The sequence below is a fragment of the Campylobacter pinnipediorum subsp. pinnipediorum genome, from assembly GCF_002021925.1.
Taxonomy (GTDB): domain Bacteria; phylum Campylobacterota; class Campylobacteria; order Campylobacterales; family Campylobacteraceae; genus Campylobacter_A; species Campylobacter_A pinnipediorum.
The window spans coordinates 1,431,162-1,454,787 of the sequence record NZ_CP012546.1 but is presented as its reverse complement, the minus strand read 5'-3'; the positions used below and the strand labels follow the sequence as shown (position 1 = coordinate 1,454,787).

Annotated in this window: 24 protein-coding genes; 10 read left to right on the top strand and 14 right to left on the bottom strand. The window is 29.6% G+C overall.

Annotation, left to right across the window (positions count from 1 at the left end; translation table 11 throughout):
- Positions 1 to 4: 4 nt before the first annotated feature.
- The 5 genes from CPIN17260_RS07585 to CPIN17260_RS07565 are packed head-to-tail and all read right to left on the bottom strand — an operon-like array spanning position 5 to position 4,750.
- Positions 5 to 805: a cell division FtsX domain-containing protein gene (locus tag CPIN17260_RS07585; RefSeq protein ID WP_069633157.1), complete on the bottom strand. Its 801-nt coding sequence runs from the start codon at positions 803 to 805 to the stop codon at positions 5 to 7.
- Positions 792 to 1,463 carry a cell division ATP-binding protein FtsE gene (locus tag CPIN17260_RS07580; RefSeq protein ID WP_069633158.1) on the bottom strand — a complete coding sequence of 224 codons (672 nt, stop codon included), beginning with the start codon at positions 1,461 to 1,463 and terminating at the stop codon, positions 792 to 794. The genes CPIN17260_RS07585 and CPIN17260_RS07580 overlap by 14 nt, the downstream gene beginning before the upstream one ends.
- A complete protein-coding gene (gene trmB / locus CPIN17260_RS07575; RefSeq protein ID WP_078440829.1) occupies positions 1,451 to 2,635 on the bottom strand; it encodes a tRNA (guanosine(46)-N7)-methyltransferase TrmB in 1,185 nt (394 codons plus the stop codon). The genes CPIN17260_RS07580 and trmB overlap by 13 nt, the downstream gene beginning before the upstream one ends.
- Entirely contained in the window at positions 2,635 to 3,846 is a 1,212-nt protein-coding gene (locus tag CPIN17260_RS07570) for a fibronectin type III domain-containing protein (RefSeq protein ID WP_069636994.1), read from the bottom strand. Before CPIN17260_RS07570 ends, trmB begins: the two co-directional genes overlap by 1 nt.
- The gene (locus CPIN17260_RS07565) at positions 3,776 to 4,750 is read right to left on the bottom strand and encodes an RluA family pseudouridine synthase (RefSeq protein WP_069636995.1); all 975 of its coding nucleotides are present in this window, start codon (positions 4,748 to 4,750) and stop codon (positions 3,776 to 3,778) included. The genes CPIN17260_RS07570 and CPIN17260_RS07565 overlap by 71 nt, the downstream gene beginning before the upstream one ends.
- A 47-nt stretch (positions 4,751 to 4,797) precedes the next feature.
- Here CPIN17260_RS07565 and CPIN17260_RS07560 point away from each other — a divergent pair, with 47 nt between their 5' ends.
- Positions 4,798 to 5,904: an FtsW/RodA/SpoVE family cell cycle protein gene (locus tag CPIN17260_RS07560; protein ID WP_069633162.1), complete on the top strand. Its 1,107-nt coding sequence runs from the start codon at positions 4,798 to 4,800 to the stop codon at positions 5,902 to 5,904.
- A 51-nt stretch (positions 5,905 to 5,955) separates the two neighbouring features.
- On the opposite strand, the gene CPIN17260_RS07555 is transcribed toward CPIN17260_RS07560, so the two are convergent.
- The 9 genes from CPIN17260_RS07555 to ribA form a co-directional block, all read right to left on the bottom strand.
- A complete protein-coding gene (locus CPIN17260_RS07555; RefSeq protein WP_069633163.1) occupies positions 5,956 to 6,165 on the bottom strand; it encodes an alkylphosphonate utilization protein in 210 nt (69 codons plus the stop codon).
- Positions 6,166 to 6,174: 9 nt separating this feature from the next.
- Positions 6,175 to 6,858 carry an MqnA/MqnD/SBP family protein gene (locus CPIN17260_RS07550; protein ID WP_069633164.1) on the bottom strand — a complete coding sequence of 228 codons (684 nt, stop codon included), beginning with the start codon at positions 6,856 to 6,858 and terminating at the stop codon, positions 6,175 to 6,177.
- Positions 6,859 to 7,050: 192 nt separating this feature from the next.
- Positions 7,051 to 7,485, bottom strand: a complete 435-nt coding sequence (locus tag CPIN17260_RS07545; RefSeq protein ID WP_069637646.1) for a Dps family protein — start codon at positions 7,483 to 7,485, stop codon at positions 7,051 to 7,053.
- Between the two features lie 95 nt (positions 7,486 to 7,580).
- Positions 7,581 to 8,927, bottom strand: coding sequence for an FAD-dependent oxidoreductase (locus CPIN17260_RS07540; protein ID WP_078440828.1), 1,347 nt, complete (start codon positions 8,925 to 8,927; stop codon positions 7,581 to 7,583).
- A gap of 83 nt (positions 8,928 to 9,010) precedes the next feature.
- The gene (gene htpX, locus CPIN17260_RS07535) at positions 9,011 to 9,856 is read right to left on the bottom strand and encodes a zinc metalloprotease HtpX (RefSeq protein ID WP_078440827.1); all 846 of its coding nucleotides are present in this window, start codon (positions 9,854 to 9,856) and stop codon (positions 9,011 to 9,013) included.
- Positions 9,843 to 10,217 (bottom strand): hypothetical protein, encoded by a 375-nt coding sequence (locus tag CPIN17260_RS07530; RefSeq protein ID WP_078440826.1) that lies wholly within the window; start codon positions 10,215 to 10,217, stop codon positions 9,843 to 9,845. Before CPIN17260_RS07530 ends, htpX begins: the two co-directional genes overlap by 14 nt.
- Entirely contained in the window at positions 10,218 to 10,421 is a 204-nt protein-coding gene (locus CPIN17260_RS07525; RefSeq protein ID WP_069637649.1) for a PP0621 family protein, read from the bottom strand. It abuts the gene before it with no gap.
- On the bottom strand, positions 10,418 to 10,945 hold the full coding sequence (gene rsmG, locus CPIN17260_RS07520; protein WP_078440825.1) for a 16S rRNA (guanine(527)-N(7))-methyltransferase RsmG: 528 nt from the start codon (positions 10,943 to 10,945) through the stop codon (positions 10,418 to 10,420). Before rsmG ends, CPIN17260_RS07525 begins: the two co-directional genes overlap by 4 nt.
- Positions 10,938 to 11,510: a GTP cyclohydrolase II gene (ribA, locus tag CPIN17260_RS07515; RefSeq protein ID WP_078440824.1), complete on the bottom strand. Its 573-nt coding sequence runs from the start codon at positions 11,508 to 11,510 to the stop codon at positions 10,938 to 10,940. Before ribA ends, rsmG begins: the two co-directional genes overlap by 8 nt.
- Before the next feature lie 63 nt (positions 11,511 to 11,573).
- On the opposite strand from ribA, the gene hemB reads away from it, so the two are divergent.
- The 9 genes from hemB (at position 11,574) to CPIN17260_RS07470 (ending at position 23,626) form a co-directional block, all read left to right on the top strand.
- Positions 11,574 to 12,551, top strand: a complete 978-nt coding sequence (gene hemB, locus CPIN17260_RS07510; RefSeq protein WP_078440823.1) for a porphobilinogen synthase — start codon at positions 11,574 to 11,576, stop codon at positions 12,549 to 12,551.
- Positions 12,548 to 13,462: an ornithine carbamoyltransferase gene (argF, locus tag CPIN17260_RS07505; protein WP_078388002.1), complete on the top strand. Its 915-nt coding sequence runs from the start codon at positions 12,548 to 12,550 to the stop codon at positions 13,460 to 13,462. Before hemB ends, argF begins: the two co-directional genes overlap by 4 nt.
- 23 nt (positions 13,463 to 13,485) lie before the next feature.
- Positions 13,486 to 13,971, top strand: a complete 486-nt coding sequence (locus CPIN17260_RS07500) for a DUF2603 domain-containing protein (RefSeq protein ID WP_078440822.1) — start codon at positions 13,486 to 13,488, stop codon at positions 13,969 to 13,971.
- Positions 13,964 to 15,325 (top strand): oxygen-independent coproporphyrinogen III oxidase, encoded by a 1,362-nt coding sequence (hemN, locus tag CPIN17260_RS07495; protein WP_078388000.1) that lies wholly within the window; start codon positions 13,964 to 13,966, stop codon positions 15,323 to 15,325. Before CPIN17260_RS07500 ends, hemN begins: the two co-directional genes overlap by 8 nt.
- A 742-nt stretch (positions 15,326 to 16,067) precedes the next feature.
- Positions 16,068 to 17,393 carry a TolC family outer membrane protein gene (locus tag CPIN17260_RS07490; protein ID WP_418225663.1) on the top strand — a complete coding sequence of 442 codons (1,326 nt, stop codon included), beginning with the start codon at positions 16,068 to 16,070 and terminating at the stop codon, positions 17,391 to 17,393.
- Positions 17,394 to 17,402: 9 nt separating this feature from the next.
- Positions 17,403 to 18,068 (top strand): transglutaminase-like cysteine peptidase, encoded by a 666-nt coding sequence (locus CPIN17260_RS07485; RefSeq protein ID WP_078387998.1) that lies wholly within the window; start codon positions 17,403 to 17,405, stop codon positions 18,066 to 18,068.
- On the top strand, positions 18,065 to 20,014 hold the full coding sequence (locus CPIN17260_RS07480) for a bifunctional diguanylate cyclase/phosphodiesterase (protein WP_069636344.1): 1,950 nt from the start codon (positions 18,065 to 18,067) through the stop codon (positions 20,012 to 20,014). The genes CPIN17260_RS07485 and CPIN17260_RS07480 overlap by 4 nt, the downstream gene beginning before the upstream one ends.
- A 3-nt stretch (positions 20,015 to 20,017) precedes the next feature.
- Positions 20,018 to 22,156: a type I secretion system permease/ATPase gene (locus CPIN17260_RS07475; protein WP_078387997.1), complete on the top strand. Its 2,139-nt coding sequence runs from the start codon at positions 20,018 to 20,020 to the stop codon at positions 22,154 to 22,156.
- Between the two features lie 75 nt (positions 22,157 to 22,231).
- Positions 22,232 to 23,626, top strand: a complete 1,395-nt coding sequence (locus CPIN17260_RS07470) for an HlyD family type I secretion periplasmic adaptor subunit (protein ID WP_307781468.1) — start codon at positions 22,232 to 22,234, stop codon at positions 23,624 to 23,626.

Below are 23,626 nucleotides of genomic sequence, written 5' to 3'. Positions count from 1 at the left end.
TATGTTATTTAGCCTTTTTCATAACCACACTTACAGCAAAAAAGCTAAAAACCAATGCTGAAACTAGTAATGTTAGGCTGTCATATAAAGAAATTTTTGATATATTTATGCTTATTTGTTCTACCTCTTCTTTTATAAAATTTATATTAGGTAAAAAATAAAATATCAAAGATATTATTAATGTTGAAAATATCGCACAAAATATCGCACTTTTATATAAAACAGAGCTTTTTAGCCAAAAACCTGCACCAAAAAGACTCATTATTTCTATCCTTTCTTTATGTTCATAAACCCAAATTCGGATCTGTTTTGACATAAGTAATAATCCTATAAATGCAACTAAAAACATAAATATATATGCTATTGATTTTGTGAGTTTTAATGTTTTGTATACTTTGTTGTGAGTTTTTGCAAATGTTTCTATTTTGTTTATGCCATCTACTTTGAGTAGTTTTTGGCGTATTTCGTTCATATATTTTGTGCTTGGCAAGGAGTTTAGTTTTAGACTATAAAATTTAGGTAGTGTGTTTTTTAGGATTGATAAATTTTTATTTGAAATATCATTTTGCAACCTATTTAATATCTTATCTGAACTAATTTGTGAAATTGAAGAAAATGTGTTTATAAGTGGTTTTATAACCGCTTCGCTTAACTCTTTTGTTGAGACTATAACTATATTATAATCATTGTTCATAAGTTTTTCATAATCTTTTACTGTATTTTTTGCAAGAATGCTAAATTGTATTGAAAACAAGATTGCTATTAGTGCTAGTATGAAGCTAAAATTGTTCCTAAGCAATCTCATTTATATCTCCATTTTCTATCATAAAATGCCTATATGGTATTCGTAAATTTGATGGTATATGGTGTGTTACTACAACGACTGTTGTTCCTAAAAATTCCCTAGCTGACATAAGCAAAGACCATATAACATCACTTGAATACTCATCTAGGTTTCCTGTCGGCTCATCACATAATAATAAATTTGGATTATGCGCCAAAGCTCTTGCCATTGCAACTCTTTGTTGTTCGCCACCACTTAATTCTAATGGATATTTATGTGCTTTGTGTAACATATTGACATGTTTTAGTAACTTTGCTGCTTGTTTTTTGCATATACTTTGAGAAATTCCTTTTATTAAAAGCGGAAGCATGACATTTTGTTCAACACTCCACTCATTTATCAAGCGGTAGTTTTGAAAAATTATTCCTATTCTTTGTCTTAATCTGTTTAGCTCGTTTTGACTTATATTGTTTAGTTGAGTTAAACACACATTAAGATCACCAACTTTTGGCTTTATATCCCCATAAAATGATTTTAGTAGAGTTGATTTTCCGCTACCACTTTTACCTGTTATAAATGCAAAATCATTAGTTTTTATATCTAAATTTGCACCCTTTATAACAATTTCTTCGTGTTCATAAGCAAGGATTAAATTTCTAGCAGTTATTATATTTTGCATTGATTTAAAAAATCCTCTAAAATTTTGTGTGCTTTTAAGTTTTCTCTTGTAAAAAGAGGTTGCTTTATAAAGTATTCACAAGTTTTGTTTTCTAATTTTATATAACAATGTTCAGGCTTGTTAAATGCGCCAAAAGCTAGTTTTATAATTAGCCTTTCATCGCTCTTGTATAGCTCTTCAAAATGTAAAAAACAATCTTCTTCTTTAATTGTATGATTGTTAAAACTTAGAGCTATTTTTGATAAATCATATCTATTTTTAAAAGAAAAATCACTCTCTTTTTTTATCTCTTCGCTATTTTTTATGCAAGTATAGCCCATATCATAGATATCTTTTTCCATTTTTTTCCATCTATCTTCATACTTGCTACTTACCGACAAATCTTGATTTTTTTTGATATTTATTTGTGAATTTTGTAAAGCCAAAAAGATAGAAAAACTAAAATCAAAATACTCTTTGCTATCTGTTCTTAGTTCAAAATTTCCACCTATTTTCAGCGTTCTTTCACACTCTTTTGCAAACTCACAAGAGACAACTCTTCTGTGTTCTGCTTTATCCCAAGGCACTGGAAAATGTAAAAATATCTTATCTATCAAGTTTGAATCAATTAAGGATAACAACAATCTAGCATCAGTATCTACAAGTTTTACATTATGTAGGTTTTCACTTTTGGCTAGTTTTGTTACTTGTTCTATACTTGGTTTGTATATTTCTATGCCTATTATGAGTGTATTTGGATTGTTTCTTGCTTGGTAAAGCAAATGTCTTCCTGACCCAAACCCTATCTCTATAAAAATTTCTTTAAAATTATGTTTTAACTTTTCAAATTCTTGTAAAAACTCATTTATACCCACTATGTATTCTGGTTTTTCCAAAAGTCTTGTTTTTTTAAATGCCATAGCTTCGCTTATAACATTTTTCGTATTTTCATCTTTGTATACACTTAATGCTTTTTGTAAAAGCCCAACCCTTGATGGTCTGGTTATTTTTTCGCCTTTTATTGTATAAGTGTTTTTTTCATTTAGTTTTGAGATTATAAAAAAACTCTCATCCATACTTTTGGTGTATATTAGTTTTTCTTTTCTACCGGTTACTTCCCATAAAAACTCAACATCATCCTTCCCAAAAGGATATTGTTTGTCACATATATTTTTTGCTATGAAATTTGGCATTATTTAGCACTTACTTCTAGTGAATTTGAGTGTTTTGAAACCAAGTCAAATTTATCAATAGCTACAACTTTGTAGGTGTAAGTTGCATTAAACTCAATATCACTATCTTCATAATAAGGCTGTTTTATGTTGTTAATGATTTTTTCATTTGAGTTATTGTCTTTTCTATAAAGTGTATATGATACAGCTCTTTGTATATTGTTCCAATTTAAATTTATACTGCTTCCATTAAAATTATATGATATAAACTCAGGAGCTAATGGAGATTCGAGTGTTTTTCCTTCTACCGGCGTATCTTGTTTTATGCTTTCTAGCTCATCTTTATCAACCACTGTTACTTTATAATATCTTGTTGTATCATTTGAGTTTATAAGATCTTCAAAATGATTGCTTGTTGTTTTTGCGAGGTATGTATATGGTAAAAATTTGCTAATAGAACGATATACATTATAGTGTGAAAAATCATCCATTGCAACTCCATCCCAGGATAAAATAATTTTTTTAGGTGCATTTTGTGTTGCGGTTAAATTTATTACACCTTTTGGTAGCTCTTTTGTTGTTGCTTTTATTATTTCGCTAGGTTTTGATATCACTCCATTTCCGGTTTTTACTTCAATTATGTATTTATATGTGTTGCCGTGTTTCACACTAGAATCTATAAATTCAGCATTAAGTCTTCCTTTTACTTCGGCTATTTCTCTAAAATTATCTGAGTTAAAATTTGCTCTTTTTATTATATAGCTTACTACGCTTGTGCTTGGATGAGGTCTCCATATGATTTTTACACGACCGGGAAGACCCGCTATCGCAACAGCAAAAGGGACTGATTCTATGAGTGGTTTAGTTGTAGCTTCAATGCTATCTCCACCATTTGAAATTGCTGTTTTAGAATATGTTTTCAGCATATATGTATAGGTTGTGTTTGGTGATAAATTTTTATCAACATAGTGGGTAGCAAATCTATCTGGTATTTGAGCAACTGGTTTGAAATTTCCGCCCTTTTGATCCATTCTATAAAGTTGGTATCCTATTACGTTTTCATCATTTATAGCCAACCACTCAAAGCCTATTTCATTTATGTCGGTTATTGTTTTTAAACTTGTTATGTTTGGTAATGACGCACTTTGCTGTGTCGGAACACTATTTGATGCACATCCAACTATCAATATCCCTAAAAGAGTCATTGATAAAATTAGTTTCAGTTTTTTCATAAAATAATTCCTTTGAAAAATTTTTAAATGCTATTTGCTCAAAATCATCATAAAATGGAGCTTTAAATTCCATCCTTTGTTTTGTGATTGGATGAATAAAATAAAGCATATATGCATGTAGCATAACTCTACTAATTTTATCTTTTTCGCTCTTAAAACCGTATAAATCATCGCCCAAAATATGTCTATTTATGCTTTCTAAATGAACTCTGATTTGATGAGTTCTTCCCGTAAAAAGTTTAGCGGCTATTAGGTTTGCATTTTTTGATGATATTAGGTTTAAAAATGCTGTTTTTGCATCTCTTCCGTCTTGTATTATTGCTTTTTTTAAGCGATTTTTGTTATTTCTTCCTATCGGTCTTTGTATTATGCAATTTTGCTTTAAAGCAAAATCACTAAGTGCTAGATAAATTCTTCCCATGCTTTTATCTAGAAGTTGATTGCTTAAAATCGTATGTGCTTTATTGTTTTTTGCGACCACCAAAGCCCCACTTGTTCCTTTGTCAAGTCTATGAACAATGCCAGCTCTTATGTCTCCGTTTAAATTTGATAGCATAAAATTATTTTGATTAAGCCACTCAACCAAGCTAGCCTCTTTTAAACTACTTGCTCCGTGAACGGCGATATGAGGTGGTTTATTTATAACAAGCAAATCATCATCTTCGTATATTATCGGAACATCAAAATCAGCTTGAAATTTATCTTCTTTTATCTTTGGCTTGGCAAATTCAACCAAGATATTATCATCTATGCAAACTTTAAAAGATGGCTTTGTAGTCTGTTTGTTGTTGACTTTTACGAGTCCGTCTTTTATTAAGTTTAATGCTTGGTTTCTTGAAATTTGTAGCTCATTTGAGACACAAACATCCAATCTTTGTTCGTTTTTTGTAATAAATTCAACCAAATTTTTACCTTTTTATGTTAATATTTGCTAAAAAATAGGGCTAATGCTTGATAAGACTTGATAGACGTATTTTAACACATTTTGATTTTTTTCAGTTATTTTTAATTATACCGATAATTATTTTATCATATATTTTAGTATCTGAGGTAAATACAACTTTGGCTGGAAAACAAATTGTATATTTTAGTGCCGGATTTATGCTTTTTTGTCTATTTTTTTTAATGCCCATAAGAAGACTTCAATGGATAATTCCGACTGTTTACTGGTTTAATATTGTTTTGCTAGTTAGTGTTGAGTTTTTTGGTATTAGTAAACTTGGTGCTCAAAGGTGGCTTGATATTCCTTTTGTGCATTTTACGCTTCAGCCTTCTGAGATGATGAAGCCAGCACTTTTGCTTATGCTTGCTTATCTTATTAAAAAGCGACCACCCGATGAAGAAGGGTATAATTTAAAAGAGTTTTTAAGACTTAGTTTTTATATACTTTTGCCATTTGTTTTAATAGCCAAAGAACCTGATTTGGGTACTGCTCTTATACTTTTGCTCGTCGGTTATGCTGTTTTGTTTGTAATAGGTGTAAATAAGAGAATTTGGATAACAATTTTTGTTGCGATAGCCTGTTTAGCCCCTGTTTTATATGAAAATTTACACGATTATCAAAAAAAGAGAATTTTGGATTTTATCTCCGAAAAGCCGAGCTATCACGTTAGACAAAGTATTATAGCTATAGGAAGTGGCGGGCTAAAAGGTAAGCCAAAAGATGAAGCAACTCAAACACATTTTAAGTTTCTACCCATAGCTACAAGTGATTTTATATTTGCATATACTATTGAGAGATTTGGTTTTTATGGAGCTCTTGGATTACTTGGTTTTTATGGAGCTTTGATAGCTCATCTTTTGAGTTTAAATTATATGCTTAAAAATGATCATTTTACACAAGTTATGACTACAGGTATTGCTGTCATGATTTTTATATATGTTGGTGTAAATATATCTATGACTATAGGTTTTGCACCGGTTGTTGGTGTTCCTTTACCATTTTTTAGTTATGGGGGAACTAGTTTTGTGACTTTTATGGTTCTTTTTGGGATGTTGGAAAATTTGCTTACATTTAGATATGATTTTGCTGGGAAATTTTTAAAATTTCAAAGATAAATAAGGGTGCAAAAAAATGACAAATTTACAAAATGTCATTTTTTTAAGTTCTTAAGCTTTTTTTAGGAATTCGGTTTTTAAAACAATAACCCCCATTTTATCAATTCTGCATTCTATTTCATTGTCTTTGTTTGTTAGTTTTATATTTTTAACAAGTGTTCCTCTTTTTATAGTTGAACCAGCACCTTTTACTTTTAAGTCTTTGATTAGTGTGACACTATCTCCAGCGTTTAGTTCTGTTCCATTTGCATCTTTTGCCATGTATCTCCTTTATTTAAAATTTGGATTAAAGTTTAATTCTCTTGCTCTGTTTATAAAAATTTTTAAAGCCTTGTTCTCTTTTTTGCCCATTTTATATGTTATAAATTTTAAATACCATTTAATGTCTTTTTCTGGTATTTGTCTTGACAGTGAATATTTTTTTAGTATATAGGTAGGAATTCTTATATTTTGTTTGCAAAAAGACGACACAAGTTTTTTATATATACTTGCATTTTTTACATAACAAAATCTACCAAAAACAAATGGTAAGTTTGTTTTTTGTCCCCATACTCTTCCTAAATCAAAAAAGTTATCTTTGCCTTCATTTAAAAATGCTTTTAATGCTCTATCTCCTATGATAACCTCGCCTTTTATATTTAAAACTCTTGCTAGCATGTTTGAGCTATCACTTGCGCTATCTAGTTTTGGTTTCGAGTTTTTTCTTACTAATACACTTTTTACATCTTTTTTGGCGATTATCCCAAAGTCAAGCTTTTTATATTTTGTTCTTCTGCTTTCTATACTTGAAATTATAGCAGCATCTATTTTTGATCTTAAAAGAGCTTTGTTTAGTTTGCTTGGAACATCTTTTTTATGCTCTATACTTTTTTTAACATAGCTTTTTAGGTTACTTTTTTTCAAAAATATATGAAAAGGTAATAAATTTAAATAATCAATCTTTCCAAAGTTCATATATACACTTTATTTTAATATTCTTTATATGTTGTTAATTATATAGTTTATCAAAAAAAACCAAACAAACAGTTAAAATAGAATTATTTGGTGTTATATACGATTAAATTTCTTAGAATTATAAATAAAAAGAGTAATTAGTTAAAAGATAGAGAGTTTTTCTCTATCTTTAGTTTTTTTGTTTTGTTTGTATTATTTGTTTAAACTAGCTTCAAGCATCCAAATGCTTTTTTCATAGTTAGCTATCTTTTCTTGAGCATAAGCTTGAGTTGTAGTATCACCATCAGCTAATTCATCTAATTTTTTAAACTCACCTAATAGGTGCTTATAATCAGCTAATACTAACTCTAATACTTCTGTTGGAGTATAGCTATCTTTTGGAGTATGTGTTATATGAGACATCTTTAATAATTCATCACCTTTTACTATAGCTTTGCCGCCTAGCATTATAGCTCTTTCAGCAACATCATCAAACATATCATGCATATCTTCATAAGCTTGTTCTGTATACTCATGTATACTATAAAACTGAATTCCCTTTACATTCCAATGCAAATCATGAAGTTTTATATATAAAGCATGAGTATCAGCTTGTATTTGATTTAATTGAGCGATTACTTTTGACATTTTGTCTCCTTTATATCTTTTATAAATTATTAAAATTATATCACAAAATATTTAATACATCATAAATTAAATAATAAAACTATTGATTGATAAAATTAATCATATAATTCATCATTGAACTTTTCAGTATCAAAATTTTTACCCAAAAATTCACAGATTTTTTCTATATCAACCCTTGCTGTTTCAAAACAGCTTGTAGCGCCAGGACTTGGAGTCATATTAAAAACTATGCCATCATCAGTATTTATTTTTCCTTGTCCAAACTCAAGTCTTTCACTTTGTTTATCAATAACCTGAGGTCTTACTCCGCCAAATTCTTTAGCATAATAAAGCTCATCATCTTTAAGACTAGGAACTATCTTTCTTGCATCTTTTGTAAATGCTTTTTTATTTAATAAAGGCAATTCAAATAATAAATTTCTTAAACTATAATCCCTTATATCTTTATCTTTTAATAAATTCCAAAATATATCTATAACTTTTTTATCAAGTTTCAAAGTTTCAAAAAAGTCAAAAAAACTATCTAGGTTTTTGTATCTTTCTAGTTTTGGTATCGCAAATGCCGTTGGCCCAAATCTTGTCTTTTCTCCGGCTAATATATCTGGGTCACCGTGAAGTGCTGCAAATGGAAGTTTGTCATTTTGAACCGTATACACTTTTCCATTTAAAATTTTTCTTTTTGAAAAGTAAAAACTTCCAGCTATCGGAAGAGTGCTTAAATGTAGTCCATATCCCATTTTATGCGCTAGATAAAGGGAGTATGTTCCTGCATCAACCACGACAAAATTAGCTGTTATAGATAGGTTATTCTTTGTTTTTATATAAAAAGTATCGCCTATTTTTTTTATATCTTTTACTTCCGAATTTAAATAAAGCTCGTATTCTTCGCCGCCTATGTTTTTTGCATTTTTTACAAGCGAATCACTTATAGCACCATAATCTATGGTGGTGTATTCACCCTTTTCAACACCCATAGCTATGATTTCTTCTTTTCTTTCATTTAGTGTTAAATCAAAAACAACATTTGGTTCTATCTGTTTTAGTTTTTCTTTATCAAAAAGCTGTAAATATGGATAAATTTCTTTCAAATCTTCATATCTTGATTTTATTAGATTTACCTCTTTTTCTCCAACCCCAAGAACCATTTTTTGGTGAGAAAACATAAATTTTTCATTATAATTGTATTTTAGTCCATAATTTACAGTCATTTTTGCTATTTTAGCAACATTTGCTGCTTTTTCTTTTGAGTAATTAGTCTCTATATCTCCACAATGAATAGTCTGAGAATTGCAGTGTCCTTTTGTATTTAATGTAGCAATTCCTTCATATTTTTCTATAATGGCAGCACGTTTTATATCTGTAAAATTTGCAAGCGAATAAAATAATGCACATCCACTAATTCCGCCTCCTACGATGACTACTTCATAGTGTTTTTGCTTCACGGTTTCTCCTTATAGCTGTTTGATTTGATTTATAAAATATATCAAGTTTATTTAATGCTAAAAATATTCAAATTATGAACTTATTAATTTATTTCCTCTTGTAATTTTCTTAAAGCTTGTATTCTGTCATTTGTGCTGGGATGTGTGCGAAATAATTGTGATAATTTATCGCCCATACTGCTAAATGGATTTATTATAAACATATGCGCGCTTTGTTCTGATGCATTTCTCATTCTGTAGCTATTTGCATAATTTTCAAGTTTCATTAAAGCACTTGCTAGGTGTTGTGGTTTTTTGGTTATAAGTGCCGCACCTTTATCTGCTTTATATTCTCTTTCTCTTGATATTGCCATTTGAATTATGCTTGCTACAATTGGCATTATTATCGCAAATACTATTATCAAAAATTTATTTGAATTTTTTGAATTGTTTGTTATTGCTCCAAACTTAGCAAAATTAGCAATCATGGCTATGGCACCAGCCATTACGGCTACTATACTTCCTGTTAATATATCATAATGCTTTATGTGGCTTAATTCGTGTGCTATTACACCCTCTATCTCTTCTTCATTTAGTATATCCAAAAGCCCTTCCGTTACAGCAACTGCTGCATGTTTAGGGTTTCTTCCTGTTGCAAAAGCATTTGGTGATTTTTCAGGTATTATATATATTGCTGGCATTTTAAGATTTGCCTTTTTGCAAAGATTTTTTACTATCTTAAACAATCCTTGCGCATTGTATTCATCCACTTTTATTGCGTTATATCTTTTTAAAACTAGTTTGTCGCTAAAAAAATATGAGAAAAAATTAGAACCAAGAGCTATTAGAAATGCTATAAACATCCCTTCTTTTCCGCCAATTAAGCCACCGGTAAATATAAAAACCACCATCAAAGATAGCATTAAAATAGTTGTTTTAAAAATTTCCATTTTTTATCGCTTCTTTAAAAATAGCCACATCAACCTTTAGCTTTGCTAGTTTTTCAAGTTCGTTTTCATCTTGTATAACACAGGCGATTTTGCTATCAAACATATAAAACTCAGCAAGTTCGCTAAATTTAAGTGCTGTATTTTCATCACACACTATAAGCTCAGCATTTATAGCGTTTGCAATTAGTGCTTGTTGTGTGTTAAAGCACTCTATACTAAACTCTAAACCAAGCTCCGCAGCCTTTTTTATAAGTTCGTGATTGTATCTAAAAAGAACACTCTTTTCTTTAAGACTTTCATCTATCTTATCTACAAAAAATATATCTTTGCTTTTTATTAAAGGATGACCTATGATTTTCATTTATTTGCCTTTTATACAGTCTTTGCATATGTATTGTCCGCTACTTAAAATCGCACTTTTTGTTGTTACAAAAGTTCCACATTTTGAACATTGAACAAAATTTTCTATCTCTTTTTCTTCCTTTGGTGCTTGTTTTTTCTTTTTAAAAAACAAAACATAAAGGATAAAAAGTATTGTCGCAAGTGTTAAAAATTTAGCTATCATTTTACGCTCATTATTATATAATTTCTATTTTTGTCATTGTAAATTTTTGCTTCAAGTCCATCTAGTTCATCTACAACACTAGAACCTTTATAAAGCATAAATTTTGTATTTTCATCATAAAAACCATCACAAATTTGTATCAAATCTTTTGTTTTCATTAATGCCCTTGAAGTTATCAAGTCAGCTTTGAACTGTTCGCTTTCTTGAATTTTTTTGCTATGTACTGTTATGTTTTTTAATCCAAGATTTATCTTTACATAGCTAAGAAAAGATGATTTTTTTAAATTTGGCTCAAATAGATGCCACTGGCATTCTTGTATCTTCATAGCTAAAAATATAGCTGGAAAACCAGCTCCTGAGCCTATATCTATTGCTATTTTTGGATTGATATCTAAAAACTCAAGTGGTGCTATGCTATCCATAACTTGGTTTTTTATATCTTTATAATTTGTAAGGCTGTGAATTTTATTAAATTGTTTTAAAATTTCACTAAATTTATCCACATTTTCTTCAAAATTACTCATCTTTAAGCATATGCCCCATTTGTTCTTGCTTGATTTTTAGATAAGATTCATTAAATTTGTTTGATTTTATTATGATAGGAATTCTTGAAACTATCTCAACTTTTTTGAGTCCTTTGAGTTTTTCTGGATTGTTTGTCAATAATTTTATCTTTTTGATACCAAAATGTTCTAGTATAAAATCAACTATTTCATATGTTCTTTCATCTGACTTAAAACCAAGCTGATGATTTGCTTGTATCGTGTCAAATCCTTTATCTTGTAAAGCATAAGCGTTGATTTTGTTTAAAAGCCCTATATTTCTTCCTTCTTGTCTTAGATAAATAACCATGCCGCTATTTTTTTCTATGAAACTTAAACTAGCTTCAAGCTGATCTCTGCAGTCACACTTTAAGCTTCCTATCGCATCTCCTGTTAGACATTCAGAATGTATTCTTACGTTTACTATTTCTTCTAGTGGTTCTTTGTATATTGCTAGGTGTTCTTTTTCGTTTTCTTTGAATGCTTTTAATTTGTACTTTCCAAATCTAGAAGGTAAATTTGCAACATCAGAAATTTCTATTTTCATTTTAAATTTACTCCAACTATGATAAACTTTTATCAAACATTTTATCAAATAAAAGGCAAAATTATGTTTAAGCGTTTTAGAAGACTTAGGATAAATGAGAATTTACGAGAGATACTCAAAGAGACAACACTTAGTGTTAATGACTTGATATATCCCCTTTTTGTCGTTCCTGGAACAAATATAAAAAAAGAGATATCTTCTATGCCGGGTGTTTTTCAGCTTAGCCAAGATGAAATTTTAAAAGAGTGTGAAGAAATAATAAATCTAGGCATAAAGTCAATTATTTTATTTGGTATACCTGAGATAAAAGATAGTATAGGAAGTGATGCTTTGAGCGATGATGGAATTATTGCAAAAACACTTCGCGCTATAAAAAGCAAGTTCCCAAAATTATTTGTTATAACCGATCTTTGTTTTTGTGAATATACAGACCACGGACATTGCGGTATATTAGATCATGTTCATCAAACCGTTGATAATGATGCTACTCTTGAAATTTCAGCAAAACAGGCTTTGATTCACGCTAAAAATGGTGCTGATATGATAGCTCCAAGTGGTATGATGGATGGAATAATACAAACTTTAAGAAGTGCTCTTGATAGCAATGGATATGAAAATCTTCCTATTATGGCTTATTCTACAAAATTTGCATCGGCTTATTACGGACCTTTTCGTGATGTAGCCGAATCAACACCTAGCTTTGGCGATAGAAGAAGCTATCAGATTGATAGTGCTAATAGGCTTGAAGCTATAAATGAGAGTTTAGAAGATGAAAAACAAGGTGCTGACATACTTATGGTAAAACCAGCACTTGCTTATCTTGACATAATAAGAGAGCTAAGAGATGTCACCAGACTTCCTATTTGTACTTATAATGTTAGTGGTGAATATGCTATGTTAAAAGCTGCTGCAAAAGCTGGTGTGATTGATTATGATAGGGTGATGTTTGAAACATTGGTAGGATTTAAAAGAGCTGGGGCTGATTTGATTATAACCTATCATGCAAAAGAGGTTGCTTTGGCATTAAAGAGTGCAAAATGAGACATTTTTTAACCTTGGATGATTTTAGTAAGGATGAGATAAATGAGATAATACAACTTGCTATTAGTATCAAAAAAGAGAGTAAAGAGAAAAACTACAAGCCTTATCTTAAAAATCAAAAACTTGCAATGATATTTGAAAAAAGCTCTACTAGAACAAGAGTTAGTTTTGAAGTTGGAATGTTTGAGCTTGGTGGTTATGCACTTTTTTTATCAAAAAATGATATTCAAATAGGTCGCGGAGAGAGTATAAAAGATACATCAAGGGTTATTAGTAGAATGTGTGATATGGCTATGCTTAGGGTAAATTCTCACGATACATTAGATGAGTTTGCTAAGTTTTCATCAATACCTGTTATTAATGGATTAAGTGATATCTATCATCCTTGTCAAATTTTGGCTGATTATCTTACTATGGTTGAAAGAGACCATTTAGGAAGTGTTGCTTATGTTGGCGATGGAAACAATATAACTCATTCTTGGCTAATGCTAGCTTCAAAAATGGGATTTGAGCTAAGAGTGGCTACACCTGTTGGTTATGAAGTAAATAGTGAAGTATTGTCAAAAGCTCTTAAAAATTCAGAAAAATCAGGTGCAAAAATAATCATAACAAATGATATAAAAAAAGCTATTGAAAATGCCGATGTTGTAACAACTGATACTTGGATATCTATGGGTCAAGAAGAGCAAAAAGCTCAAAGAATTCGTGATTTTAAAGGTTTTACTGTTAATGACGATATAATGAAATTAGCTTCTAAAAATGCTATGTTTTTACATTGTCTTCCTGCTTATAAGGGGTATGAAGTTAGTGAGAGTGTTTTTGAAAAACATAGCGATGAAATTTTTGATGAAGCTGAAAATAGGCTTCATGTGCAAAAAGCTATAATGGTTTGGCTTGATAAATATAGATAAAGTTATAATTAAGGAAATAGATTATGAATGAAAAGAAAAGTGCTTATGAAAAAATAGATGAGATAAGTAACTCTCTTGGATTGGAAGAAGAAGAAAGAACTATATTTGAAATAACTCCAACTGAAAATCCAAACGAGAGAGCTTTGAGCTTAAAAAGTGGCTCTTGGGATGGTATAGAACCTTGGTTTGGTATAGATGAAAATCAAAATTTGCATACAATGGTATCTGTAAAATCTCTTTCTGATTTAATACAAGCTTATAGAAAAACACAAAAAGAAAATTTTGACCTAAGACTAGAAAAGACAATATGGCAAAATATCCCTATTGATTTTAGTGATGTTTGGGTTGTTGCTATGGATGAGATTAAAAAAATAGCAAAAAATGAAAACAAAAATGGATTTAGTGTGGATCTTGATAAACTTTTAAGAACTATTAAAAAACAATATCCAAATTTATTTGTAGATATGAAAGAGATTATGAAATTTAAAAAAGAGGCAAATAATGATTAATTTTGACGCTTATGTAAAGTATTCAAGACCTGGTCCTAGATATACAAGCTACCCAACAGCACCTGAGTTTAGTGATAAGTTTAGCTATGAGGATTATTTAAAACAATTGCAAAGCAAAGATAAGTCAAGACCATTATCTCTTTATTTTCATCTTCCGTTTTGTAGAAGCGCCTGTTATTTTTGTGGCTGTAATGTTATTTATACTAGTAAAGAAGATAAGAAAGAGCGTTATATAGGATATTTGCAAAAAGAGATAGAAATCCTAAGTAGATATCTTGATACCAAAATACCTGTTTTACAGCTTCATTTTGGTGGAGGAACTCCAACTTTTTATAGCGCAGAGCAGCTAGATAGAATTATAAATATAATTAAGTCTAAATTTACGAATTTCACAGATGATGCGGAGATAAGCTGTGAGATCGATCCTAGATTTTTAAATGAAGATCAGATAAAAGTTTTAACATCTCACGGATTTAATAGAATTAGCTATGGCGTTCAAGATTTTAATGATGATGTCCAAAAAGAAATTCATAGAATTCAGCCATTTGAAGTTACTAAAAATGCAGTAGAATTAGCTAGAAGATATGGTATAAACTCAATTAATATGGATCTTATTTACGGCCTTCCTTATCAAAGTTTAGATAGTTTTAAAGACACCTTAAAAAAGGCACTTATATTAAACCCCGATAGGCTTGCCGTGTTTAATTATGCTCATGTTCCTTGGATTAAGAAGACTATGAGAAAATTTGATGAGGCGACATTACCAAATCCAAAAACAAAACTTGAAATTTTAAAACACACGATAGAATTTTTTACAAGTAATGGCTATAGCATGATAGGAATGGATCACTTTGCAAAACCAAATGATGAGTTGTTTAAGGCTTTAAAAAATGGTAGTTTGCATAGAAATTTCCAAGGATATACGACAAAGGGTGGCTCTGATCTTATAGGCATAGGTGTCACTAGTATATCTGAATGCAAACGACATTATTCGCAAAATCATAAAGATTTGGATTTATACGAACAAGCTATAGATAATGACAGGCTTCCTTATTCAAAGGGGATTTACCTAAGCGATGAGGATCTTCTTAGAAAAGCCGTGATAATGAGTCTGATGAGTAATTTTATGCTTGATATCAAATCAATAGAAGATGAGTTTGGTATAGACTTTTTTGATCATTTTAGTGATGAATTAAAAGAGCTTGATTATTTGAAAGACTTTTTTGAGATAAAAGATAAAAAAATAATAGTAAATCAAACTGGTAGTATGATAATTAGAAATATAGCTATGTGTTTTGATGAGTATTTAAAGAAACTTCCTGAAAATTTAAGACGCTTTTCAAAAACTATATAGTTGCAACTTTGAGGAATTTTAATTGTATGGCATAAAACATAAATAAAATTTAATTTTAGGATAAAAATCAAGAAATTTTATACACTAAATACGGTAAAATTTAAATAGTAAAATAGCATTTTCGTTAATTTTTTAGTATTAAAAATTAAATCTTTGTAGTTAGAATACAATCAGGTTGAGCCTAATATTTTGTAAATAAAAATACAATAATTAAATGTAAGTTAAAATATTTTTTTATATTGATTTTTAATCAAAATTAAAGTATCATTAAAAGTTAGCTGAATTTTTATTAATTCGCAGAAAAGGATGTTAAATAATTATGAAAAAAGTTGTCTCTGTTAGTGTTTTTGTGGCCCTTGGCATTTCTTGTTTAAATGCTGAAGATTTAGCCTATAGAATTTTTGTTGGTACTTATGATAAAAATAGAAGCGATGAAGCTATAAGTAGTGTTATCAATCAATTACAAGAAAGAGTAAAAGGTGCTGGTGATTTATATAAATTTGACAGTTATGTGTCTGGCAATAAGCAAAAAGTTTTATTTATTGATACAAAACCGATTTCTAAAGCCGAAGCTGATAAACTTTTGTCTAAAATAAGACAAGTTTCTGGACATGAAGATTCCTTTATAAAAATAAAAAAAGAAAGTGACTATAAAACTGTTAGTGAAAATATCAAAGATACTCAAACTAGTCAACACAAGCCATTAATAGATGAATATTTATCTCAACCGGTAGTAAACGATATGCCAATTGATAAAGCAGATGAACAATCTAACTTCATAAATAAAAAAACATTATCCTTAGATAGTGTTGTAAAAACTGTTTTAAATGAAAATCCTAATATTAAAGCTTCGGAGTTTAGTTATTTACAAGTTGGAAAAGATTTGAAAATAGCAAAAAATGCTTACTATCCCACTCTTGATCTTTCATCCCATGTTGGCTATGAATCAAAACGGCTAGATGATGGTTCTTCTACAAGAAAAGGTGATGGAAGGGTAAGTGCTTCAACATTGACATTAACAGAAAATATTTATAATGGCGGTGCCGATAAAAATAGAATCAATTCTCAAAGTGCAAGGCTTGATTCTGCTGCTTATAGTATTTCACAAACTGCGGATAGATTATCTTTGCAGGTTGTTAATGCTTATTTAGAGCTTATAAAAACTAAAAAAATACTTGACATCGAAGAGCAAAGTGTAAAAAGTCATGAAGAAATTTATAACCAAATAAGAGATAGAGCTCAGGCTGGCTTTGGTGTTGCGTCAGAAGAGAGACAGGCTGGCTCTAGATATACTTTAGCTCAATCTAATTTAATCTCGGCTCAAAATAATTACATAGATGCCGTTACAACATTTGAGAAATTATATGGACATAAGGTTTCAGTTGAAAATTTAGCATTTCCAGAATTTCAAATAACGTTACCTAGTTCAGAAAAAGATGTTTACGATAGAGCTATGTTGTGCAATCCTTCTATATTGGTTCAAAAAGCAAATATAGCAATGTCCGAATCTGTTGTAAAAGAAAAAGAAGCACCTTTTAGACCAAAACTTGATTTAGAAGTTTCTGGAAAATATGATCATAGTAATGTTTTATATGATAATTATGAAGATACAACACTTGATGCATTGCTTAGATTTAAATATAATATTTATAATAAAGGTATAGATAAATTAGATAACGAAAAGAGCCAGCTACTTGTATCACAAGAACAGCAAGCCTTGGATGCACTTACTAGAGATTTGCAAGAAAGTTTAAAATTTTCTTGGCAGAGTTATGTATTAGAGCAAAAGAAAATGGCTTATTTAAATGAGCATATTGAATATGCCAAGTTAACATTAGATTCTTATCAAGATGAGTTTAAAATAGGCCGCAGGGATTTAATTAATTTGCTAGATGCTGAAAATGAATATAATAGTGCTTTAAAAGAGACTATAGAGAATGAAACAGCTTTATTGTATGCCAAATATAGATTATTAGACAATATGGGGCTTATAACTGATAGTTTTGAGCCTGGATTTGCCCAAAAATATATACAAGGTGCATGCAGTATTGCAAATGACTTGAGGTAAGTTCGTTAAATGATCAAAAATAAAGGTAAAATTTTCTTTAATTTACCTTTGATATTTTTATTTTGTTCTATTTTTTTTGCTTTAGCTGATGAATTCATAAAATCATCAGCTATTAAAAATATTGAGATACGTTACGGAGAAAATGCTAGAAAAAGAGCTGTTGCTTTAAATAGCTTAATGAGCTCAATTGCTAATGCAAGTGAAAGTGAAAAATTAGTCCGAGTTAATAATTTTTTTAATTCATTTAGATGGCAAGATGACTTGAAAGTTTGGAATAAAAAAGATTATTGGGCTACTAGAATGGAGTTTATAGGTAAAGGTGCTGGCGATTGTGAAGATTATGTTATAGCTAAATATTTTACTTTAAAACAACTCGGTATTGCTACAAATAAACTTTATTTTACATATGTAAAAGCTATTAAACATAATCAAGCTCACATGGTTTTATCATACTACGAAACACCAAAATCAATACCGCTTGTTTTGGATAATATTAATGGAAATATTAAAATTGCCACACAAAGAAAAGATTTAATTCCTGTATATAGTTTCAATGGAGATTCTCTATATTTAGCTAAACAAGAAGGTTTAGGGCAGGTTGTTCCAGGAGGGAATAAAAAACAAAATCCTAAATGGATTGATTTGGTTGATAGAATAAAGAAAGAGGGTTTATGACACTTTTTAAACAAATTATGGTTGCTATTATTACTTTTGGGTTTATTATATTTTTAGTAGTAGGTTTTATCAATTTTAATAGTTTAAATAACTATATAGATGATCAATTGGGTGCTAATGCTAGCCATACAGCAACATCTTTAGGGTTATCTATCAAACCATCAATTGAAGCCGGCGATATCCCATTAATTGAAACTATGATTAATTCTATTTTTGATAGTGGATATTATCAAATGATTAAATTGGTTGATGTTGATGGAAATGTTTTGATTGAGAATAACCAAAAGCTTTCTCTTGTTGGAATTCCTGATTGGTTTGCTAATAATATAAAATTTAATCCTCCTGTTGCAAAAAGTGAAATTATGTCTGGCTGGAGTCAATTTGGTACACTTTATGTTCAAAGTAGTGTGGGAATGGCTTATTATGAATTGTATAATAGTATTAAAAGCATATTTATTGCTCTTTTTTTAATTTTTATTGCTATGATTTTATTTGTTTATGTTGGATTAAAGTTTATATTTAGGCCACTTACAAGAGCACAAACCCAAGCAGAGGCTATTCTTGGAAATAAATTTATTATACAAGATAAAATACCTTTTACCACTGATTTAAAACATATGGTGTTAGCTATGAATTCAATGGTTGAGAAGGTAAAAAATATATTTGAAAAAGAGGCTCAAACCTTAAACAAATATCAAGAATTACTCTATATGGATTCTACAACAGGGCTTTATAATAGAAGATATTTTCAAACAAAGTTTTCTGAGTATCTTTCTAGCGAAGAGTATTCTAGCGGCTGTATTGTGTTAATCAGTTGCAACAATTTAATAAATCTTAAAAATAATTTAGGCTTTGAAAAGTTGCATGGCTTTTTAAAAGAGATTTCGCAAATTTTTAATAAAAATTCACAAGATATAGATAAAACATCTTTTGTTTGTAGAATATCAGACAATGATTTTATGGTTTTGTTTGATGGATTATCTTCAAATAAAATTTTAAATTTTATTGATAATAGCATTAAAGATGTTAAGAGTTCGATGTTATGTTTTGGCATAAATGATAATATTTTTGGTGTAAATATAGCTATTGTTGATTATAACCCGGATAATAGCTTAAAACAAATCTTAACAGCAGCAGATGTCACATTAGCTGAATCTAAAGCAAACGGAAATTTTAAGTATAAGATTTTTGAAAACAAAAAACATACTTTAGTGCTTGGTAAAGAGGAGTATAGGTCCCTTATAATGAACTCAATGAAATATGATATGTTTAAATTTGCTTCTCAAAATGTTTTAAATTTAGATGGTGATTTGGAACATATGGAGTTATATTTAAGGTTGGTTGATAAAAATAATAAATGGCAGATGGCTTCTTATTTTATGCCTATGGTAAATGAGCTTGGTTTGAGCGCATTACTTGATTTTTATGTAATAAAAAAAGTAGAAAATATGATATCAGAGAATATTTTTAATGAAAATGCTATTGCAGTTAACCTAGGTAAAGAAGTGATAAGCTCTGATGAAAATTTTGATAAATTAACAAATTTGTTTAAAAATATTAGGCTTAGTTCTAAAACTAAAATATATATAGAAATTCCAAATAAGAATGATATATCTATATCTAGCGTATTAAAACTCGCTTCTATTTTACGAAAATATAGGCTTGGTTTCGGATTAGATCATTTTGATATAAACCCTATAAGCATAGAAAAACTAAAAGACTTAAATCCTGACTATGTAAAGATCAGATCAGCAAATATTATAGATTTTTTCGGTGATAAAGAGGGTGAGTATACTAAAAAATCACTAGATACTATAACAAGTTCAAAAGGAATTGATATAATAGCAATAGGTGTAGAAAATGAAGAGCAAAAAAATAAATTGATTGAACTTGGTATAAAAAGCATGCAAGGAAATTATATTGATAATACAAAAAATATTGGATAAAAAATGTTAAATACAGTAAAAAAAGATGAATTATTAGAATGTCTTGTTATTTTTACAAAGCTTCATAATAATCCTTATAGTACAGATGCTCTAACCATAGGTCTTCCAGTTGAAGATGGAGAAGAAGTTGAGTTGTTTTCATTAAGCGGTTCAAAATCACTTTTTTCAAGAGCTGCTATGAGGGCAGGGTTTGCTTCTACTCTTGTAAAAAAACAACTTGAAGACATATCACCACTTGTTTTACCTTGTATATTAATGCTAAGAGGCAAAAGAGCTTGTATACTTCAAAGCATAAGTTCTGATAAAACTACAGCAAATATTATAGTTCCAGATATAGCAAATGGCGTTAGCACTATAGAATTAGAAAAATTAAAGAATGAATACCTTGGTTATGCTTATTATCTAAAAAAAGAATTTTCTCCAGATGAGTCTAGCTCTTCACATTTGCTTGAAAATACTAAAGAACATTGGTTTTGGGGAACACTTAAAAAATCAAAAAAAATATATTTTGATGTTATCATAGCTACTTTTATTATAAATTTATTTGTTCTTGCTAGTCCTCTTTTTACAATGAATGTTTATGATAGGGTTGTTCCTAATAATGCTGTTGAAACATTATGGGTTTTGGCTATTGGTGTTTTAGTTGTGTATTTGATAGATTTTTTCTTAAAATTTATAAGGTCTTATTTTCTTGAAATTGCCGGTAAAAAAAGCGATATTATTATGAGTTCTATACTTTTTGAAAGAGTTATGGATTTAAAATTAACAAATAGACCAAAATCAGTAGGCTCTTTTGCTAGTAACCTTAAAGAGTTTGATGTTATAAGGAATTTCTTTTCATCAGCATCTTTGGCCGCTATTGTTGATTTGCCGTTTTCTGTAATATTTTTACTAACTATTTATTTTATAGGTAGCTATTTGGTATTCGCACCTATTGTAACTATGTTTATTATACTTATATATACATTTTCAATTAAAAATCCTTTGCAAAACGCAATAAAAAGCACATTTGAAGCATCTGCTGCAAAAAATGGTATATTGATAGAAAGTCTAAATGGGCTTGAAACGATAAAAACACTTGGCGCAAGTGGTCATGTTCAGTGGAATTGGGAAGAAGCTACGGGAGAGATATCTAGTAGAAGCATAAAATCAAAAATGATAACAACATCTATAACCACAATAACTGCTTTTTTAGTGCATCTTAACACAATTGCGATCGTTGTTATGGGTGTTTATATGATTAAAGATACTAATTTAACGATAGGTGGATTGATAGCAACCGTTATCCTTTCTGGACGTGCCATTGCTCCAATGGGTCAAGTAGCTGCACTTGTGGCTAATTTTGAACAGACAAAAACAGCATATAAGGGTATAGATAATATTATGAATATGCCAGTTGAAAGACCTGAGGGTAAAAAATTTGTTAGAAGAAATTCATTCCAAGGTAAAATTGAGTTTAAAAATGTTAGCTTTACGTATCCTGAAACAGTAAAAGGTTCTTTAGATAGGATTAATTTTACAATACAGGCTGGAGAAAAGGTTGCTATAATTGGAAGAAATGGTTCTGGTAAAACAACTATACAAAAGCTTATGCTTGGCTTATATGCACCAACAGATGGTTCTGTGCTTATAGATGGAATTGATATAAATCAAATAGATCCAGCTGACTTAAGAAGAAATATAGGGTATGTTCCACAAGATGTTTTGTTATTTAAAGGAACTGTTAGAGAAAATATAGTTCAAAAAGCACCTTATGCCGATGATATGCAAATTATTAGAGCTGCAAAAATAAGTGGTGTTGATGAATATGTTAATATGCATCCTTTGGGTTTTGATATGCCAGTTCTTGAGCGTGGCGACGGTATAAGTGGAGGGCAAAGACAAAGTATAGCGTTAGCAAGAGCATTTTTGCTTGATAGTCCTATAATTTTACTTGATGAACCTACAAATTCCCTAGATAGCACAGTTGAAAACAAACTAAAACAAAATTTAAAAATAAATATAGCAAATAAAACTATGGTTTTGGTTACTCATAAAATGTCTTTACTTGATTTGGTTGATAGAGTTATAGTCGTTGATAATGGCAAGGTATTACTTGATGGCAACAGAGATGAGATTTTAAAAAAATTAAGTGGGAAATAAATAATGAATACAGATAGTAATCAAACAATTAATTCTACTAAGGATAATTTAAACAAAAATATAGATGGTAAAAATATGGAAATTCAAAACGATATTGGAAATGAAATTTATAATACCGCAAAAAGAATCAATTCTAATGTTAAAAATAAAAATTATGATGCACATGATATAAGGTTTATGTCAAGTTTGTCGGAGGCTGTTTTAGCAAAAGCACCTTCAAATTCAAGAAAATTACTTTATATTATATTTTTTACTATTTTTTGGTTAGTTGTTTGGTCATCTCAGGCAGAGATAGACGAGATAACAAGAGGCACTGGTAAAATTATTCCTTCCGGTAAAAATCAATCAATACAAAATCTAGAAGGTGGTATTGTTCAAGAAATTTTAGTAAAAGAGGGTGATGAAGTCAAAAAAGACCAGATTATTTTAAAAATTAATAACAAAAATTTTTCAAGTAGTTATGGTGAATCGCAAATAAGACTTAAAGAGCTACAAGCTAAATTTCTAAGGCTTGATGCTGAAGCTAATGATAAAGAATTTAAATTTGATTTAGCTAGAGATGCAAATAATACTAAACCTATATATTATGAATTAAGTTTATATAGCTCCAATAAAGCACAACTTAATGAACAACTAAGGATACTTGCAGAACAATTAAGTCAGCGTCAAAGCGAATTAAGGGAGTTAAAAAATAAGATAGAACAAGCAGAAAGAAGTTATTCTTTATCTATTAAAGAAAAAGACATAATGGAACCTTTGTTTAAAAAAGGTCTTGTTAGCGAAGTTGAGTATTTACAGTTTAGAAGAAGGCTTAATGATTTAAAAGGAGAGCTTGATTCAGCAAAACTATCTATATCTAGGGTTCAATCAACAATCAATGAAGTTGAGAACAAAATAAAAGAGTCAAAACTAGCCTTTAAAAATAATGCAAAGAAAGAATTAAATGAAGTTTCAGCAGAAATGGCACGCTTAAATGAATCTCAAATAAATTTAAGCGATAGGGTTGATCGAACATTTGTTAGGTCTCCTGTTAACGGTATTGTTAGTAAGCTTATGATTCATACTGTTTCAGGGGTTATAAAACCTGGAGAAAACATAGCTGAGATAGTTCCTGTTGAAGATAAGCTTGTTGCTGAAATTAAGGTTAAACCAGCCGATGTTGCGTTTTTGAGACAAGGGCTTGATACAGTTGTTAAGTTTACGGCTTATGATTTTAGTATTTATGGTGGATTAAAAGGTAAAGTTACTCAAATAAGTGCCGATACTGAGACAAATGAGAAAACTGGAGATAGTTACTATCTTGTAAGGGTTGAGACTGATAAAAATTATTTGGGTAATGAGAAAAAACAACTTAAAATTAAAGTAGGTATGATAGTAAGTGCTGATATTATTACTGGCAAGAAAACAATCTTAGATTATTTGTTAAAACCTATTTTAAAAGCAAAAAATAATGCTTTAACAGAGAGATAG

Coding starts and splice junctions, on each gene's coding strand:
- rsmG (WP_078440825.1), bottom strand. CDS start 10,945: ATGAGTAATTTTGAAGAAAATGTGGATAAATTTAGTGAAATTTTAAAA.
- CPIN17260_RS07485 (WP_078387998.1), top strand. CDS start 17,403: ATGATCAAAAATAAAGGTAAAATTTTCTTTAATTTACCTTTGATATTT.
- CPIN17260_RS07525 (WP_069637649.1), bottom strand. CDS start 10,421: ATGATAGCTAAATTTTTAACACTTGCGACAATACTTTTTATCCTTTAT.
- trmB (WP_078440829.1), bottom strand. CDS start 2,635: ATGCCAAATTTCATAGCAAAAAATATATGTGACAAACAATATCCTTTT.
- ribA (WP_078440824.1), bottom strand. CDS start 11,510: ATGAAAATAGAAATTTCTGATGTTGCAAATTTACCTTCTAGATTTGGA.
- htpX (WP_078440827.1), bottom strand. CDS start 9,856: ATGGAAATTTTTAAAACAACTATTTTAATGCTATCTTTGATGGTGGTT.
- CPIN17260_RS07490 (WP_418225663.1), top strand. CDS start 16,068: ATGCCAATTGATAAAGCAGATGAACAATCTAACTTCATAAATAAAAAA.
- hemN (WP_078388000.1), top strand. CDS start 13,964: ATGATTAATTTTGACGCTTATGTAAAGTATTCAAGACCTGGTCCTAGA.
- CPIN17260_RS07550 (WP_069633164.1), bottom strand. CDS start 6,858: ATGAACTTTGGAAAGATTGATTATTTAAATTTATTACCTTTTCATATA.
- CPIN17260_RS07470 (WP_307781468.1), top strand. CDS start 22,232: ATGGAAATTCAAAACGATATTGGAAATGAAATTTATAATACCGCAAAA.
- CPIN17260_RS07570 (WP_069636994.1), bottom strand. CDS start 3,846: ATGAAAAAACTGAAACTAATTTTATCAATGACTCTTTTAGGGATATTG.
- CPIN17260_RS07500 (WP_078440822.1), top strand. CDS start 13,486: ATGAATGAAAAGAAAAGTGCTTATGAAAAAATAGATGAGATAAGTAAC.
- CPIN17260_RS07580 (WP_069633158.1), bottom strand. CDS start 1,463: ATGCAAAATATAATAACTGCTAGAAATTTAATCCTTGCTTATGAACAC.
- CPIN17260_RS07480 (WP_069636344.1), top strand. CDS start 18,065: ATGACACTTTTTAAACAAATTATGGTTGCTATTATTACTTTTGGGTTT.
- CPIN17260_RS07545 (WP_069637646.1), bottom strand. CDS start 7,485: ATGTCAAAAGTAATCGCTCAATTAAATCAAATACAAGCTGATACTCAT.
- CPIN17260_RS07475 (WP_078387997.1), top strand. CDS start 20,018: ATGTTAAATACAGTAAAAAAAGATGAATTATTAGAATGTCTTGTTATT.
- CPIN17260_RS07585 (WP_069633157.1), bottom strand. CDS start 805: ATGAGATTGCTTAGGAACAATTTTAGCTTCATACTAGCACTAATAGCA.
- argF (WP_078388002.1), top strand. CDS start 12,548: ATGAGACATTTTTTAACCTTGGATGATTTTAGTAAGGATGAGATAAAT.
- CPIN17260_RS07530 (WP_078440826.1), bottom strand. CDS start 10,217: ATGAAAATCATAGGTCATCCTTTAATAAAAAGCAAAGATATATTTTTT.
- CPIN17260_RS07555 (WP_069633163.1), bottom strand. CDS start 6,165: ATGGCAAAAGATGCAAATGGAACAGAACTAAACGCTGGAGATAGTGTC.
- hemB (WP_078440823.1), top strand. CDS start 11,574: ATGTTTAAGCGTTTTAGAAGACTTAGGATAAATGAGAATTTACGAGAG.